The following is a 16,430-nucleotide window of genomic DNA, read 5'->3' as shown; positions in this document are numbered from 1 at the left end:
CGTGTCCCGCGAGCACGCCGGGACGGAGCGACCGGCGAGGGGATTGGTTGCAAGGGCGCGCTATATAGAAGGTTTGCGACGATTATCGAGTCCCAATCGCGGTTTCCGTCTTTTCCCGCCGCGCGCGTCGCCGACGCATCACGGCCGGCGCGGCCAGAAGGGCGGCGACGATCAGCAGCGCGACCAGGGTCACGGCGTTGCTGGCGCGCTCGATCGGCGTCGCGACCTGGCGGATGCGATAGACGTGGCGGCCGGCCTGGGCCTGGAACGACACGAAGCGCGTCGAGCCGATCGGCTGGGCCTGGAGCGGCGTCTTCCGGCGACCGTCCACGCGCTCGGCCCGCCAGCTGGGGAAGTAGAAGCGCTTGACCGTCACCGTGGTCGGGGCGGGCAGATCCAGGTCCATGGCCACGCTGCCGTCCGGGAAGCCGCTGGCGGCCAGCACCTTGCCGCCGGCCTGGCCCAACGCCACCAGCGGCTGGGCGGGGAAGGCGTTCAGCAGGTCGTGGTCGTCGAAGGCGGGATAGGCGGCGTAGCCGGCCGGCAGGTGCTCGTTGGGCGCGCGGCCGGCGGCGATCAGGGCCTCGCCCCCGGGGTCGACGGGAATGGTGGTGACGGCGCGCAGGCCGGGCCAGGCCAGGACCAGCAGCCAGCCGGCCAGCACGGCGGGGACGACCATCAGCGCCGCCAGCCGGCGGGGGCGGCCCGAGACGGCGGCCAGGCAGACGGCGGCCACCGCGGCCGCCTCGCTGACCACGATGATGCGATAGGCGAACTGAACCTGCGACAGCGGCTGGAATTTCCACACCCAGGGCAGGGCGTGCAGCGTGGTGGCCAGCACCGCCACGGCGCCGAACAGGATCGCCGGGACGGCCGTGCGGCGGCGCGGGGCGTCGATCGCCGCCAGCAGGGCGGCCAGGCCCGCCGCGCCCGCGCACCAGCTGGCCAGCGCGATCTTGGTCATAAAGTCGCCGGCCGGCCAGCGGCTGAAGGCCAGCAGACTCCAGCCCTCGGTGTCGCCGCCCCACAGCCAGACCAGCTGGGCGTCCTTCTGCATCAGCAGCGCCGGACCCAGGTACAGCGCCGCCAGGGCCAGGCCCAGGACGCCGCCGGCCAGGCAGCGCGCGGCGGTCGCGATACGCTCGGCCGGCGCGGCGGTCCACAGCCGCCAGCCGACGACCGCCGGAATGATGATCAGCGTGACCAGCAGGGCGCTGGGCAGGTGCGACAGGATCAGGGCCGCATAGGCCAGGGCCAGGATCGCGATCCCTCGGCCGTGCGCGGCGGCGCGCTCCAGCCCCAGCAGCAGCCAGGGCAGGACGGCGTAGGCGGTGACCTCGGCGAAGGCGCCGCGGAAGTAGAAGTCGATCGTGTGGTAGGGCGCCAGCATGTAGGCGATCGCCCCGATCAGGGCCCAGCGGTCGCCGGTCCGCGCGCGCAGCCAGGCGAACATGCCGCCGCCCGACGTCAGCAGTACGGTGAAGTTCGCCCAGGCCGTCACCTGCAGGGCGTTCAGCTTGTGCAGGGTGATGAAGTCGACCACGGCCGACACGTAGAAGGCCATTGGCGGGTAGTAGTAGAACGACGGCGCGCCCAGGCCCTGGAAGGCGCCGGGCAGCCAGCGCGGCGGCAGGTCCCCGCGACGCAGGGCGGCGATGAACTCGTGCACCCAGACGGTGTTGTAGACCACGCTGTCGCTGGGGCCCGCGCCCCGGACCAGGGTCGAGCCGACCAGCAACAGCGCCGTCAGCAGCAGGGCGGCCAGGATGATGACCGGGCGGAGCGGACGGTCAGCCATGGAGCCGTTCGCCTGCTCGGATTCCGAAATCGTGGTCATGCCTGCTCCGCCGGACTCGAGCGGTCCGTGTGTCGGACGCGCGTGGAAAAGTCCAGCCGCAATCCCAGGCTGAAAAGCGCCGCCGGAAACGAAAAAGGCCAGGGACGAGCCCTGGCCTCCGGATCGTTTCGGCTGTTGCGTCTAGCGACGGCGCTTGCGCTTGCCCGCCGCGCCTTTCGGGCGCGAGAAGCGGACGATCTTGCGCTCTTCGTTCTCCTGGCGGACCGCCGGAATCGAACGCTTGGCCAGGCCGTACATCGAGGCCATCGGCGCGTCCCGCACCTCGGCGGTCTCGTTTTCGCCGAAGCCGTTGAAGCGGGTCGACATGGCCACGCCATAGGCGCCCAGCATGCCGATCTCGATGTAATCGCCCTCGTCGACGCTTTCCGGCAGATAGAACGGGCCGGGCATGTGGTCGACGCTGTCGCAGGTCGGGCCGTAGAAGCGGAAGGGCTTGAGGCCCTCTTCGACCACTTCGCCATTCTTGCGGAACAGCTTGACCGGGAACGGCCACTTCATGTGCGCGGCGTCGAACAGCGAGCCGTACGACCCGTCGTTCAGATACAGCGCGTCGCCCTTCTTCAGCTCGACCTTGACCAGCAGCGACGAGGCCTCGGCCACCAGGGCGCGGCCCGGCTCGCACCAGAGCTCGGTGGTCTCGTGGACCATCATCTCGGAGAAGCCGCGGTCGATGGCCGCCAGGTACTCGGAGAGTTCCGGCGGGGCCATGCCCGGATAGATCGACGGGAAGCCGCCGCCGACGTCGACGACATCGGCCAGCACGCCGGCGCGGACCAGAGCGCGCGAGGCCTGGGCCATCGCGGCTTGGTACGCCGTCGGGCGCATGCACTGGCTGCCGACGTGGAAGCTGAGGCCCATCAGGTCTTGGGTGGCGCGGCGCGCGGCCAGCAGCAGCCCGGGGGCGTTGTGCGGCTCGACGCCGAACTTGCCCGACAGGCTGTAGGCCGCGCCCTCGGCCTGCACGCCCATGCGGACGATCAGGTTGAGGTCCTTGGCCTGGCCGGTGGCGTCCAGGATCTTGGCCAGCTCTTCGTGGGTGTCGAACGAGAACGTCTTCACGCCGTGGTCGAAATAGGCGGCCGAGATCGCCACCCGGCTCTTGACCGGATGCATGAAGGCCATGCGCGAGCCCGGAGCCTCGTTGGCCACGAGCTCGATCTCGTTCAGCGACGCGACGTCGAACGACCGTACGCCGGCCTGCGCCAGCTCACGGATCACCCAGGGCGAAGGATTGGCCTTCACCGCGTAAAAGACGTCGCCTTTAAATTCGGACTGGAACCAGCGCGCCGCTACCGACACCGCGTCCGGTCGCACGAGGGCGACAGGACGTTCCGGTGACCGCTCGCGGACCAGGTCCAGGGGAGTATGGTACGTGTGCAATTCACGTAGACCCCTGCAGAAGTTAAACCCAGGCCGGCGTTAGCAGCGCTTATGAGGACTTCGGGTCCGCCGGAGCGAGCGAGATAGGGGCAATGGTCCGGGATGTAAAGTCCCTTTTGCGGCCCCGTTTTGAGACCAAACGATCCACTGGTTGTCACAAATTCATTGCTTACCTGCCCCAAACCGGAGAACGCATTTCCCAAGCTCCGAAACCACGTTAAGGATTCGCCCCGACCATGACGTCGGACCCTGTTCTCTCGATCCGCGCCGCCTCCAAGACTTTCGGGTCTCGCCGTGCGCTGGACACCGTCTCTCTCGATGTCAATCGAGGCGAGATGATCGCGCTCATCGGGCCTTCGGGCTCGGGGAAATCCACGCTTCTTCGCTCGATCGACGGCCTGCAGACCATCGATGCCCCTAGAGAAGGCGAAGAGGGCGGTCAGATCGACGCCTTCGGCGGTCCGGTGCAGGCCAAGGGCCGCGTGTCGGGGGAGGTGCGCAAGGCGCGCATCCGCATCGGCTTCATCGCCCAGCAGTTCAACCTGGTCGGCCGGCTGTCGCTGTTCAGCAACGTGGCGCTCGGCTCGCTCGGCCGCATCCCGTTCCTCCAGGGCCTGTTCGGCCGCTGGCCGAAGGAGACGCGGGAGGCGGCCATGGCGGCCCTGGCCCGCGTGGGCGTGGCCGACTATGCCGGCCAGCGCGCCAACACCCTGTCGGGCGGCCAGCAGCAGCGCGGCGCCATCGCCCGCGCCCTGGTCCAGAAGGCCAAGATCATCCTCGCCGACGAGCCGGTCGCCTCGCTCGACCCCGTCTCGGCGCGCAAGGTCATGGAGATCCTGCGTGATCTCAATCAAAGCGACGGCCTGACCGTTGTCGTCACCCTGCACCAAGTGGACTACGCCCTGCGCTATTGCGACCGGGTCGTGGCCCTGAAGGCCGGCCAGAAGGTCTATGACGGCCCGGCCTCCGGCCTGAAGCGTGAAAAACTCATCGATATCTACGGGCCGGAATTCGAAGACGTGTTCTGGGAAGGAGCTCCCCAATGATCAGCCGCCGTACGGCCCTCGTGTTCGCCGCCCGTTTGTCGGCTTTGGGCCTTTCTGCCCTGGCCCTCGCCTCGTGCGGTCAGAAGCCGGCCGCTCCGGCCGCCAAGGACACGATCAGCTTCTCGATCCTGTCGACCGAGTCCGCCCAGAACATGGAAGGCTACTGGAAGCCGATCCTGGCCGACATGGAGAAGCAGACCGGCCTCAAGGTGAAGCCGTTCTTCTCGTCCAACTACTCGTCGCTGATCGTGGCCATGGGCGCCAAGCAGACGGATGTGGGCTGGTTCTCGAACCAGTCGGGCCTGGAAGCCGTGCGCCGCTCGAATGGCGAGGTCTTCGCCCGCACGTTCGATCCGTCGGGCGTCGACGGCTACAAGTCGGTGATCATCGTCCCGGCCGCCAGCAAGATCCAGACGATCCAGGACCTGCTGAAGTGCGACAAGACGCTGAACTTCGGCATCGGCGACAAGAAGTCGACCTCGGGCACCCTGGCGCCGATGACCTATGTGTTCATCCCGGCCAACAAGAAGCCCGAGGAATGCTTCAAGACCGTGATCAGCGCCAACCACCAGGCCAACCTGTTCGCGGTGGCCAACGGCAAGCTGGACGCGGCGACCAACAACTCGACCGCCATCAACCTGTCGAAGGCGCGCGGCGAGGGCGTGACCGACCGGATCCGCGTGATCTGGGAATCGCCGACCCTGCCGGAAGATCCGATCGTCTGGCGCAAGGATCTCGACCCGGTCGTGAAGGAGAAGCTGCGCCAGTTCTTCCTGACCTACGCCCAGGGCGACACGCCGGCCGCCGAGCAGCAGCGCGGCTATCTGAAGAAGCTGTCGATCGGCGGCTTCAAGCCGGCTGACGACACCCACCTGCTGGTGGTGCGCGAAATGGAAGCCACCGAGCAGTTGGGCCTGGCCCGCGAGTCGGGCGACCAGGCCAAGATCGCCGCGGCTCAGAAGACGCTCGAGGGCGTCAAGGCCGAACGCGTGGCGGCCGATGGCAAGGCGGGCGTCGCCGCGACGCCGGCCAACTGAGGTCCTCGATGAGCGACGCCGCTATCAGCGCGCCCAATGCGAGTGGCGGCGGCGTTCCCGCGCCGCCCAAGCGCTCGGCCTCGGCCCTGGCCTTCGACACCCTGCTGTGGGGCGGGGTGATCCTGCTGCTGATCGTCAGCTTCAAGCCGGCCGAGATCGACAAATTCCCGCAGCTGTTCACCGACACCGAGCGGACCAGCGCCTTCGCCAAGCTGTTCTTCAAGCCGTTCACCGACCCCAAGCTCTTCATGTCGATGGAGTGGGGCCTGTTCATCGGCAAGATGTGGCAGACCGTTCAGATGGCGTTGTGGGGCACGGCCCTGGCGATCATCGCGGCCATCCCGCTGGGCCTGCTGGGCGCGCGCAATATCGCCCCGGTGTGGATCCAGCAGCCGGTTCGTCGCCTTCTGGATCTGATCCGCTCGATCCCCGACCTGGTCGTGGCCCTGATCTTCATCACCGCCGTGGGCCTGGGGCCCTTCGCCGGCGTGATGTCGATCATGTTCAACACCGGCGGCGTGCTGGCGAAGCTGTTCGCCGAGGCCGTCGAGTCGATCGACAAGGCCCCGGTCGAGGGCGTCCGCGCCACGGGCGCGGTGAAGCTGCAGGAGATCGTCTGGGGCGTGATCCCGCAGGTGGCTCCGCTGTGGACCAGCTACGCCCTCTACCGTTTCGAATCGAGCGCCCGCGCCGCCACCGTGCTGGGCATCATCGGCGCCGGCGGCATCGGCCAGATCCTGTTCGACTCGATCAACGCCTTCCAGTTCGACCAGACCGGCTGCATCGTTCTGGTCATCGTCGTGGCGGTGTCGATCATCGATCTTCTGTCGCAGGTGATCCGCACCCGGCTGCTCTGAAGCCGCTCCGCGCCAAGCAAAAGCCCGGGCGCGCCAGCCGAACGCTGGCGCGCCCGTCGCGTTTCAGGACGCCGCTCAAGCGCGTCAGGTTTAAGTGTGAGCGGTTAAACCGCTCGAACGCGCTCTAAGTGTATGATTTAGAGCCTGTTTACTCGGTTTAGATGGTTCCATCTAAACCGGACAGGCTCTAGGAGGGCGCAATATCCGTCACGGGTCCCGTCGGCGCCTCATGTATCCGGATGAGCAGAATGGCGGCGCTCTGGCATTGTCGAAGCCTGCTCGTCTTCAAGCGCCTTGTGTTCGAATCACAATGCGGGCCGTTTCGCTTCGCTGCCTGGACGAACTGGAGCGGATATTCTGAGCTCGGCGACCATGGCGCAAATTTATCACGTCTTAAAACATACACATAGGCGTCACTGAACCATCACCGCCTACGGACTATCCCCCGGCCAACCAAACAGGGGTATCTCCAATGCGCAACTATTTCGGTGGGGCGGCTCTCGTCGCTCTGATGGCCGCCACGGCCTCGACCGCTTACGCCGCCGACCCGGCGCCCGAGGCGGACGGCACGGCGCTGGAACAAGTCGTCATCACGGCCACCAAGCGTGAAACCAACCTGCAATCGACGCCGATCGCGGTGTCGGTGCTGAGCGCCACGGCCATGGCCGACCGCCACGCCGAGAGCCTGATCAGCCTGATGGACGGCGCGATCCCGTCGCTGCGCGTCGCCACCTTCGAAGCCCGCCAGTCGGCCCTGACCGTCGGCATCCGCGGCATCGTCCCCTTCGACGCCAACCAGACCGCCCGCGACCAAGGCGTCGGCGTCTATATCGACGGCGTCTATCTTGGCCGTCAGCAAGGCCTGAACGTCGCCCTGCTGGACCTGGAGCGCGTCGAAGTGCTGCGCGGCCCGCAAGGCACGCTGTTCGGCCGTAACACCGAAGGCGGCGCTGTCAGCATCGTCTCGAAGGCCCCGTCGGGCGTGGCCGGCGGCCGCATCGTCGCTGGCGTCGGCAACTACGGCGCCTATACCGCCGAGCTGCACCAGGACTTCGCCGAGTTCAACGGCCTGTCGATCAAGGTCGACGGCCTGCTGCAACACCAGGATCCGACCATCAAGAACCCGATGCCGGGCCAAGCCGGCTGGAACCAGTATGACCGCAAGGGCGGCCGCATCCAGGGCCTGTACAAGCCGAACGACAAGTTCAGCGCCCTGATCGCCGTCGACTACGCCAAGGACGAGAATACCCCGTTCTTCAGCCAGCTGATCAACTACAACCCCTACGGCAAGCGCGTCCGCACCCTGGCCGAACTCCAGGCTGGCCCGTCCAGCGCCCCGGCCGGCACGATCAACCCGCTGGCCTCGCTGGTGAAGGTCCACACCGACCGCCAGAAGGTCTCGGACATCGGCACCGTGCAGCAGCCCAGCGTCGACGAGACCGGCGGCGCCATGATGACGCTGAAGTACAATGTCTCGCCGAACCTGCAGCTGCGCTCGATCACGGCGGCCCGCGCCGTCGCGACGAACCAGTGGGACAATTCGGGCATCGAGGCGCGTAACGTCTTCGCCCCGAACGTCAACTTCGGCCGCTACAGCCTGTCGGACCTGTATCAGAACCAGTACAGCCAGGAATTCCAGGCGGTCGGCGATTTCGGCGACACCTTCGAGTACGTCGCCGGCCTGTACTACTTCAAGGAACACGCCAAGGAATCGGCCGCCACGCCGTTCACCAACCAGTGGAACGCCGACGGCACCGCCTACACCATCCGCACCTCGGCGGGCACGTCCAAGGCTTCGGCCAGCACCGCCGGCTGGGAGCGCGGCACGCGCTTCATCACCCGCGCCTCCGAAGCCGACGCCGAGAGCTACGCCGCCTACGGCCAGGGCACCTACACCCCGGCCTCGATGCGCCAACTGCACCTCACGGTCGGCGGCCGCTATACCAAGGACAAGCGCGACGGCACGCTCTACATCGTCAACGGCAAGGCCACGAACTTCACGTTCAACTACGACAAGGGTCGCTTCGACCCGATGGTCAACCTGGCCTACGACGCGGCCGAGGGCGTCAACCTGTACGCCAAGTTCTCGACCGGCTACCGCGCCGGCGGCGCCAACGACCGTTCCGCGACCTTCCAGTCCTTCGACGCCGAAAAGGTCAAGGCCTACGAAGTCGGCGCGAAGATGGATCTCCTCGAGAACCGTCTGCGCCTGAACCTGGCCGCCTACGCCATGGACCGCACCGGCACCCAGATCGACTTCGACGCCGTCGACACCACCCCGGGCAGCCCGACGCAGGGCTCGCACACCGAGGAAACCCGCAACGCGCCGGGCACGTCGAAGATCAAGGGCTTCGAAGCCGAACTGACCGCCCAGGTCACGGACCAGATCGTGGTCGGCGTCTCCTACGCCTATACCGACGTGAAGGTTCCGGCCGCGCCGTTCCCGTTCACCGGCAACGCCGACGTGCCGCAGGGCTCGCCCTTCCCGGTCAACGTGGTCTACACGCCGCCGAACGCCGCCTCGGCCTATATCGACTTCAAGCAGCCGGTCGGCTCGATGACGTTCAAGGCTCACCTGGACGCCAACTACGCCGACGCCCAATACTCGTTCCAGAGCGAGTTCGCCGACGTCTCGCCGACCGGCAAGCTGGTCCAGAACGTCGCGGTCAAGGGTGACAGCAGCTTCATCGTCAACGGCAACCTGACCCTCGCCGACATCGCCATGGGCGACGCCGGTTCGGCCAGCCTGTCGCTGTGGTCGCGCAACCTGCTGAACGAGTCGCACATCTACCGGATCTCGGCCGCCAACCGCGGCACGATCGGCGACTACGCCAACTTCAACCCGCCGCGCACCTACGGCATCGAACTGCGCGTGAAGTACTAGGGTCCAGCTTCTGGTCCTGACATGACGAAGGGCGGCTCAGCGATGAGCCGCCCTTTTTCCTTGGTCGCGAGGCTTGCCGGAAGCCATTGGCGCCCGGATTTTCAGGTTTCCACGAACGTTAAACTTTGTTGCGGCCGCGCCACGGAATAACCAGTTGAAAACACTTGTCATCCGTTCGTAATTCAACGTTCGCCGAACAATCATATTCCGCGTGTTAAGCCCCAAGCGTCCTGATCCCGTCCGCGTACGGGCGTGAGAGTCAGGGTCTTTAAGGGGAAATCTCACATGAGCATCAAGACCTCGCTGGTCGCCGGTTCGGCGCTGGGCGTCGCGCTTGCTCTGAGCATGGGCGTCGCGGCCCAGGCCCAGGATATGGCTTACAAGTGGAGTGGCGCTCCGCAGTTCTCGAACGACGACACGGCGTTCAAATTCCGCGGCCGCATCCTGCTCGACTACGTCAATCAGGACGTCAGCCGCGATGGCCCCGGCGGGGACTACAAGACCAGCAACTGGCGCGGTCGCCAGGTGTTCCTGGGCGTTGAAGGCAAGCTGAACAACTACTTCGCCTACAAGGCCGAAGGCGGCTGGGTGAACGGCGGCGCGGCCTCGTGGGATGACGTCGTCATCGAGTACAAGCCGAACGAGCAGACCTCGCTGCTGTTCGGCAACATCAAGGCCGCCGGCCTGGAAAACCTGACCTCGACTCGCTTCGTCACCTTCATGGACCGCGGTCCCTATGGTGACTTCGGCGTCGACAGCTACCTGCTCAGCGCGGTCGCCAAGTACCAGGGCTTCAACTACTCGGCCACGTTCGCCGTCCAAGGCAACAGCATCAACTCCGGCGACGTCGCCAACGCCGGCGCCGACAGCAAGGAGCGCTTCGGCCTGACGGCGCGCGGTCACTACGCGCTGATCAACACCGACACCGACAAGCTCCACCTGGCCGCCTCGTATCGCTACCGCAACCGCGGCGACGAGAACGCCTTCGCCTATACCGGCCGCACGACGACCGCCTACACCAACGGCGCCACGTTCTACACCACGGGCGGCATCGGCAACCGTGACAAGACCCTGGCCGTCGAGGGCATGTACATCCACGGCCCGTTCTCGGTCCAAGGCGAGTACTCGAACATCGACGTCACCCGCATTGGCGGCGCCGCCATCGGCAAGAACCCGAAGGTGAAGGTGGGCTACGCCTTCGTCAGCTTCTGGCCGACCGGCGAGATGCGCAACTACGATCCGGCCGCCGGTGAAGTGAAGCGTCCGAAGATCCTCAACCCGGTCACGGCCGGCGGCATGGGCGGTCTGGAACTGGCCGTGCGCTACGACTACGCCGACCTGAGCGACGCCTACGACACCCTGAACGTCAAGCCGGCCGTGTCGCAAGCCGGCAAGTACACGGGCTGGACCCTGGGCGTGAACTATTACCCGACCTCGTACGTCCGCTTTCAGGCCAACTATACCGACGGCAAGTCGGACAATATCGGCCTGAACCAGGACTACGACGTGAAGCAGTTCCAGCTGCGCGCGCAGCTGGACTTCTAAGACCGACCTGTTCGCGGGCGGATCCCCGTGGGTCCGCCCGATTTCCTTGCTTCATTCCTTTAGGAACCGACCATGAAGAAGCTCCTGTCCTGCGCGGCCGCCGCCATCGCCCTGTCGGGCATGGCCGCCGCCCCCGCCCACGCCGCCCGCGACTACGTGTGGGCCGCCGGTTCGTCGACCGTGTTCCCGTTCGCCACCCGCACCGCCGAGAACTTCGCCAAGAAGTCGGGCAAGAAGGCTCCGAAGATTGAAAGCCTCGGCACCGGCGGCGGCATCAAGCTGTTCTGCTCGGGCGCCGGCGAAGGCTTCCCGGACATCGCCAACGCCTCGCGTCCGATGAAGAAGGCCGAGTTCGACGCCTGCGCCGCCAAGGGCGTCAAGGACATCATCCAGATCAAGATCGGCTTCGACGGCATCGTCATCGCCACCGACAAGGACGGCGCCGACTACAACTTCAAGACCGAGAACCTCTACATGGGTCTCTCGAAGCTGGTCTATAAGAACGGCCAGTTCATCGCCAACCCGAACAAGAACTGGGACGACGTTGCTGGCGGCCTGCCGGGCAACCGCATCCAGGTGTACGGCCCGCCGCCGACCTCGGGCACCCGCGACGCCTTCGTCGAGCTGGCCATCGAGGCCGGCGCCCGCAAGTATCCGACCCTGGACGCGATCCGCTCGGACAACGAAAAGAAGTTCAAGGCCCAGGTCGACCCGCTGCGTAACGACGGCTGGATCGACGCCGGCGAAAACGACAACGCCATCGTCGGCACCCTGACCAAGACCCCCGGCTCGCTGGGCGTCTTCGGCTGGTCGTACCTCGAAGAGAACATGGACAAGATCAAGGGCGCGACCGTCAACGGCATTCGTCCCTCGGCCCAGACCATCTCCGACGGCTCGTACCCCCTGTCGCGCACCCTCTTCATCTATGTGAAGAAGGCCAACATCGGCGTCACCCCGGGCCTGGAAGACTTCCTGAAGGAATTCACCTCGGACGCCGCGACGGGCCGTGGCGGCTACCTGCAAGGCCGTGGCCTGATTCCGCTGCCCCCGGGCCAGCACGAAGCCCAAAAGGGCGTCGTGGCCAACAAGACCGTGATGAACCGTCCGGCTTCGTAAGCGGGCACTTGGTCACTATGACCGAGCTAGACGCCGCGGCTCTATGGGCCGCGGCGTTTTTCTTTGTATAGTGGACCGCGCCGGGCCTCCCCATGCCCGCGCCGCGGTCGCCGTCCGGGCCCGCGTCCTTGACCCTGCAGGGCCATGATCCTCGTCGCGCTCGCCGTCGTCTTCCTCCTCGTTCTGTTGAACGGGGTCTTCTCCATGTCCGAACTGGCCGTCGTCTCGGCCCGCAAGGCGCGCCTGCAAGGCTTCGCCGAGCGCGGGGACAGAGGGGCCAAGCTGGCCCTGGAGATGGCCGAGCACCCCACGCGGTTCCTGTCGGCCGTCCAGGTCGGCATCACCTTGATCGGCATCTTCGCCGGCGCCTATGGCCAGGCCACCATCGCCAGCGCGCTGGACCACTGGCTGGAAGGTTTCCCGCCGGTCGCCAAATATTCCGAAGGCATCGCCACCACGATCGTGGTCATCGGCCTGACCTATGTCTCGGTGATCCTGGGCGAGCTGGTGCCCAAGCGCCTGGCCCTGATGTTCCCCGACGTGATCGCCCGCCGCATGTCGCCGTTCCTGGCCATCGTGGCCATGGTGCTGCGTCCGTTCGTGACCCTGCTGACCGTCTCCACCGCCGCCGTGCTGAAGCTGATGGGCGTGCGCGACGAGCGCAACAACGGCGTCACCACCGAGGAGATGGAAGCGGTCCTGGCCGAAGGCGCCGACGCGGGCCTGATCGAGCCCGAGGAGCGGGCGATGATCAACGAGGTGCTGCGCCTGGGCGACCGCCCCGTGCGCGTGGCCATGACCCCGCGCCGCGATCTCTTCTGGGTGTCGCTGGCCGACAGCCCCGAGCAGGTGCTGACCGAGATCCGCGCCAGCGCCCACTCGCGCATCCTGGTCGCCACCGACGACGATCTCGACGGCGGGGTCGGCGTGGTGCTGAAGAAGGACCTGCTGGACGCCTGCCTGTCGAACGAACCCCTGGACCTCAAGGCCCACGTCCAGCAGCCGATCGCCATCCCCGAGACCATGTCGCTGCTCAAGGCCCTGGGGGTCTTCAAGCAGACCAGCCTGCACATGGCCCTGGTCGTCGACGAGTTCGGCTCGCTGCAGGGCGCCATCACGCCGCTGGACCTCTTGGAGATGATCGCCGGCGACTTCCCGGAAGACCACGAGGACGACGAGAAGCGCTTCGTCCGGCGCGAGGACGGCAGCTGGCTGATCGACGCCCGCCTCGACATCCAGGAACTGAACGATCACCTGGGCGAGAACTTCGAGGCCGAAGGCGGCTATCACACCGTGGCCGGCCTGATCCTGGACCGCCTGGGCCGTCTGCCGGTCGAGGGCGAACACGTCGAACTGGGCGCCTTCGACCTGGAGATCGTCGACATGGACGGCTCGCGGATCGACAAGGTCATCCTCAAGCACACCAAGCGCAAGAAGGACGGGCTGGAGGGCTAGGTCGGCCGACCGACCGTCTTCCCCGGAGCACCCCATGCTTTTCCGTCACGTCGCGGCCCTGACGGCCGCTCTCGTCGCTTTCGCCATATCCGCGCCGGCCAGCGCCGCCGAGTATGGGTTCAAGGACCTCCTGCGCGAGCCGGGTACGCCGCGCGCCGGGGCGACGGACCCGGACGTCATCATCGTGATGTATGCCGACTACAACTGCGGCTACTGCAAGCGCATGGAGCCGGTGCTGGTGAGCGCCCTGAAGGCGGACCGCCGCCTGGCCGTGGTCCACAAGGAATGGCCCATCTTCGGCGACGTGTCGGAGCACGCGGCGCGCGTGGCGCTGGCCGCCACCTACCAAGGCCGGTACGACGCGGTGCATCGGGCCTTCATGCTCTCGCCCACGCGGCTGAGCGACACGGACATGGTCGACACCGTCGCCAAGCAGGCCGGCGTCGACTGGACCAGGCTCACGAGCGACCTGAAGATCCGCGGCCGCGATATCGACGCCGTCCTGGCGCGCAACGCCCGCGAAGCCGGCCTCCTGGCGCTGCAAGGCACGCCCGGCCTGGTGATCAACGGCTACCTGATCCGCGGCGCCCTGTCGGATGAGCAGTTGAGGGACGTGGTCGAGAAGATCCGGACGGTGAAGCCGCGCCCGGCCGCCTAGGCGAGGGGCGGGGAGGGGGGGCTGAACCAGGCGATCTGCGATCGGCCTATAGCGGTGGCCCACCCTTGTCGTCATCCCGCGCTTCATGCGCGGGACCCATGGTTCAACTTCCACGTGAGAGCTTACTCTGCTCCGCACCTGCGGCGGACAGATGGGTCCCGCGCATGAAGCGCGGGATGACGGGTTTTTGGATGAGGGCGGAGTTCCGCTTTCGACCGAGGCTGTGTGAAAACCCCGCAAATCAGCTAGAATCCTGACATCAGACGAGCTGTCAGGAGGTGGAGTTGAGCCGCTTCGTTGAGGGTTGCGACCGCCTGCAGCCAACGCTGCTTCCCGAATGTCTGGACGACTACGTGGCCGAGGAGAACCCGGTGCGTGTGGTCGATGTCTTCGTCGACGAGCTGGATCTGGCGTCGCTGGGCTTCGAAGTGATGCCGGCGGCGACGGGACGTCCGGCCTATCACCCGGCCATGCTGCTGAAGCTCTACGTCTACGGCTACCTGAACAAGGTGCAGTCCAGCCGCCGGCTGGAACGCGAGGCGCGGCGCAATGTCGAGCTGATGTGGCTGACGGGCCGGCTGGCGCCCGACCACAAGACCATCGCCGACTTCAGGAAGGACAACGGCCCAGCGATCCAGGCGGCCTGCGCCCAGTTCGTGGTGCTGTGCCGCCAGATTGGTCTGTTCGGCGCGGCCCTGGTGGCCATCGACGGCAGCAAGTTCAAGGCGGTCAACACCCGCGATAAGAACTTCACGACCAACAAGCTCAAGAAGCGCCTGGAGCAAGTGGCCGAGCACATCGCCGGCTATCTGCGCGACCTGGACACCGCTGATCGTCAGGAGGGCGAGGCCGCCGAGACGCGATCGGAACGCCTGAAGGAGAAGGTCGAGCGGCTGCGCGAGCAGATGCGCTGGCTCCAGTCGATGGAAGCCAAGGTCTCGGCCTCGCCGGATGGCCAGGTCTCGCTGACCGATCCCGATGCCCGTTCGATGGCCACCACGGGACGCGGCAGCGGAATGGTCGGCTACAACGTCCAGTCCGTCGTAGACGCTGAGCATCACCTGATCGTCGCCCACGACGTGGTCATGACCGGTAGTGATCGCCAGCAACTCTCGGCCATGGCCGCCCAGGCCAAGGACGCCCTGGGTGTCGACGAACTGGAGGTGCTGGCCGACCGCGGCTACTTCTCGGGCGAGGAGATCCTGGCCTGCGAGGCTTTGGGCGTCACGCCCTATGTGCCCAGGCCCCTGACCTCCGGGGCCAAGGCCAATGGCCGGTTCGGCAAGCAAGACTTCGTCTATCTGCCTGACCAGGACGTCTACCGTTGCCCCTCGGGCGCGCTGCTGCCGCGCCACATGACCAATGTCGAGAACGGCATGACGCTGCACCGGTACTGGGATCACTTCAGTTGCCAGAGCTGCGCGCTCAAGCCCCAGTGCACGCCGAGCATCACCCGACGGGTGACCCGCTGGGAGCACGAGGCGGTCATCGACGCCATGCAAAGGCGGATGGACCTGACGCCCGGCGCCATGCGCCAGCGAAGGCGGACCGTCGAGCACCCCTTCGGCACGATCAAGGCCTGGATGGGATCCACACACTTCCTGATGAAGCGCCTTCCCAATGTGAAGACCGAGATCGGCCTCCACGTTCTGGCCTATAACCTCAAGCGGGTGATCGCCATCCTGGGCGTGGCGCCGCTCATGGAGGCGATCCAGGCCTGACGCCGGCCTCGCCGCGCGCTCGCCCCGTCTGGCCATGCTGCGGCCGTCAGCGGGTTTTTACACAGCCTCGACCCTGAGCGGACTGCCTAGTCTCTGTGTACGATGGCGACATGGACCATCGCTCTTTGACTGCCTTTCTCGCTGGGTCACTTCTCGCAAACGAGCTCAGCGCAGAAATTCGCGGGGAGGTGCGGGCGTGTAATGACGCTCTTGCTTCGGGCGGAGTTGGCTCGATCATCGTGACGGATGGACCGGAAACTCGGGTCACGCGAGAGCATGCTTCAAGGCTCCTAGGTGCGGTTGCGGGCGGGACTCTCGATTTCGAGCTAGAGCATTTTCCGACGAAGTGGATACCGGTTCGTCGTCAGAAAATGCGTTCAAACAAGAGGCTAGAGCATTTTGCCGATTCAGTTGGATCGGAAAATGCTCTAGCCAACTACGTCGCCGACGCGCTCATCATGAGCGATGACTTCGATTTTGAGGATGAGGTGGTTAGCGAGGCGATTTTCTTTCTTGCGGACGACAGCCGCGCGCCAACCAAAGAAGAACTGAACGCCGCGCTTATTCGGATACGATCGATCCGTCCGACAGAAAGCACTCTGCTTGCAGCGCATAAGCACTGTGCACACCATGAAGATGAGATTGCCAGAAGCGCTGCCTGTGGCTGCTTCTATTGCTTGGCCGTGTTCGCCCCTGCTGAGATCGAGGACTGGGTCGACGACGAACCCAGAACAGCCCTCTGTCCGCGCTGCGGCATCGACTCGGTTATCCGACGCGATCGCTACCGCGGCGAGCGCCGCGAAAGGTAGAACGACAAACCGCATCACCTTCTCCAACTCGCCGAGAATGGAGAATTACAGTTGTAGAAATGAC

The 16,430-nt window shown here is 66.0% G+C and carries 12 protein-coding genes and 1 pseudogene; 11 read left to right on the top strand and 2 right to left on the bottom strand.

The annotated features are described in order from the left end of the window. Window positions 1-82: 82 nt before the first annotated feature. Both ACW175_RS21960 and ACW175_RS21955 read right to left on the bottom strand, forming a co-directional pair. Complete coding sequence (locus ACW175_RS21960) at window positions 83-1,837, bottom strand: 6-pyruvoyl-tetrahydropterin synthase-related protein (RefSeq protein ID WP_492102045.1); 1,755 nt, start codon at window positions 1,835-1,837, stop codon at window positions 83-85. Window positions 1,838-1,978: 141 nt separating this feature from the next. Then, complete coding sequence (locus tag ACW175_RS21955) at window positions 1,979-3,238, bottom strand: type III PLP-dependent enzyme (RefSeq protein WP_492102044.1); 1,260 nt, start codon at window positions 3,236-3,238, stop codon at window positions 1,979-1,981. A gap of 236 nt (window positions 3,239-3,474) precedes the next feature. Between ACW175_RS21955 and phnC the strand changes: the two genes are divergently transcribed. The 11 genes and pseudogenes from phnC (at window position 3,475) to ACW175_RS21900 (ending at window position 16,366) form a co-directional block, all read left to right on the top strand. Then, the gene (gene phnC, locus ACW175_RS21950) at window positions 3,475-4,284 is read left to right on the top strand and encodes a phosphonate ABC transporter ATP-binding protein (protein WP_492102043.1); all 810 of its coding nucleotides are present in this window, start codon (window positions 3,475-3,477) and stop codon (window positions 4,282-4,284) included. After that, entirely contained in the window at window positions 4,281-5,321 is a 1,041-nt protein-coding gene (phnD, locus tag ACW175_RS21945; protein WP_492102042.1) for a phosphate/phosphite/phosphonate ABC transporter substrate-binding protein, read from the top strand. The genes phnC and phnD overlap by 4 nt, the downstream gene beginning before the upstream one ends. Before the next feature lie 8 nt (window positions 5,322-5,329). Beyond that, complete coding sequence (gene phnE / locus ACW175_RS21940) at window positions 5,330-6,178, top strand: phosphonate ABC transporter, permease protein PhnE (protein WP_492102041.1); 849 nt, start codon at window positions 5,330-5,332, stop codon at window positions 6,176-6,178. Between the two features lie 472 nt (window positions 6,179-6,650). Further along, the gene (locus tag ACW175_RS21935) at window positions 6,651-9,062 is read left to right on the top strand and encodes a TonB-dependent receptor (RefSeq protein ID WP_492102040.1); all 2,412 of its coding nucleotides are present in this window, start codon (window positions 6,651-6,653) and stop codon (window positions 9,060-9,062) included. 285 nt (window positions 9,063-9,347) lie between these two features. Beyond that, entirely contained in the window at window positions 9,348-10,607 is a 1,260-nt protein-coding gene (locus ACW175_RS21930; RefSeq protein ID WP_492102039.1) for an OprO/OprP family phosphate-selective porin, read from the top strand. Window positions 10,608-10,679: 72 nt separating this feature from the next. After that, entirely contained in the window at window positions 10,680-11,723 is a 1,044-nt protein-coding gene (locus tag ACW175_RS21925) for a substrate-binding domain-containing protein (protein WP_492102038.1), read from the top strand. A 144-nt stretch (window positions 11,724-11,867) separates the two neighbouring features. Further along, on the top strand, window positions 11,868-13,178 hold the full coding sequence (locus ACW175_RS21920) for a hemolysin family protein (protein WP_492102037.1): 1,311 nt from the start codon (window positions 11,868-11,870) through the stop codon (window positions 13,176-13,178). Window positions 13,179-13,212: 34 nt separating this feature from the next. Then, window positions 13,213-13,836, top strand: coding sequence for a DsbA family protein (locus ACW175_RS21915; RefSeq protein WP_492102036.1), 624 nt, complete (start codon window positions 13,213-13,215; stop codon window positions 13,834-13,836). 98 nt (window positions 13,837-13,934) lie between these two features. After that, a pseudogene (locus tag ACW175_RS21910) lies at window positions 13,935-14,020 on the top strand (hypothetical protein); the annotation flags it as partial. 100 nt (window positions 14,021-14,120) lie between these two features. Beyond that, complete coding sequence (locus ACW175_RS21905; RefSeq protein ID WP_492102035.1) at window positions 14,121-15,557, top strand: IS1182 family transposase; 1,437 nt, start codon at window positions 14,121-14,123, stop codon at window positions 15,555-15,557. 110 nt (window positions 15,558-15,667) lie between these two features. Continuing rightward, window positions 15,668-16,366 (top strand): hypothetical protein, encoded by a 699-nt coding sequence (locus tag ACW175_RS21900; protein WP_492102034.1) that lies wholly within the window; start codon window positions 15,668-15,670, stop codon window positions 16,364-16,366. The last annotated feature ends 64 nt before the right edge of the window (window positions 16,367-16,430 follow it).

Source organism: Caulobacter sp. FV1ye6ST (assembly GCF_058681225.1).
Note: the sequence above shows the minus strand (reverse complement) of the source record. Positions and strands in the feature narration are given on the sequence as shown.

Excerpts from the sequence above, each read along its gene's own strand:
- ACW175_RS21960 (WP_492102045.1), bottom strand. The coding sequence starts at position 1,837 with ATGACCACGATTTCGGAATCCGAGCAGGCGAACGGCTCCATGGCTGAC.
- phnC (WP_492102043.1), top strand. The coding sequence starts at position 3,475 with ATGACGTCGGACCCTGTTCTCTCGATCCGCGCCGCCTCCAAGACTTTC.
- phnD (WP_492102042.1), top strand. The coding sequence starts at position 4,281 with ATGATCAGCCGCCGTACGGCCCTCGTGTTCGCCGCCCGTTTGTCGGCT.
- phnE (WP_492102041.1), top strand. The coding sequence starts at position 5,330 with ATGAGCGACGCCGCTATCAGCGCGCCCAATGCGAGTGGCGGCGGCGTT.
- ACW175_RS21935 (WP_492102040.1), top strand. The coding sequence starts at position 6,651 with ATGCGCAACTATTTCGGTGGGGCGGCTCTCGTCGCTCTGATGGCCGCC.
- ACW175_RS21930 (WP_492102039.1), top strand. The coding sequence starts at position 9,348 with ATGAGCATCAAGACCTCGCTGGTCGCCGGTTCGGCGCTGGGCGTCGCG.
- ACW175_RS21925 (WP_492102038.1), top strand. The coding sequence starts at position 10,680 with ATGAAGAAGCTCCTGTCCTGCGCGGCCGCCGCCATCGCCCTGTCGGGC.
- ACW175_RS21920 (WP_492102037.1), top strand. The coding sequence starts at position 11,868 with ATGATCCTCGTCGCGCTCGCCGTCGTCTTCCTCCTCGTTCTGTTGAAC.
- ACW175_RS21915 (WP_492102036.1), top strand. The coding sequence starts at position 13,213 with ATGCTTTTCCGTCACGTCGCGGCCCTGACGGCCGCTCTCGTCGCTTTC.
- ACW175_RS21900 (WP_492102034.1), top strand. The coding sequence starts at position 15,668 with ATGGACCATCGCTCTTTGACTGCCTTTCTCGCTGGGTCACTTCTCGCA.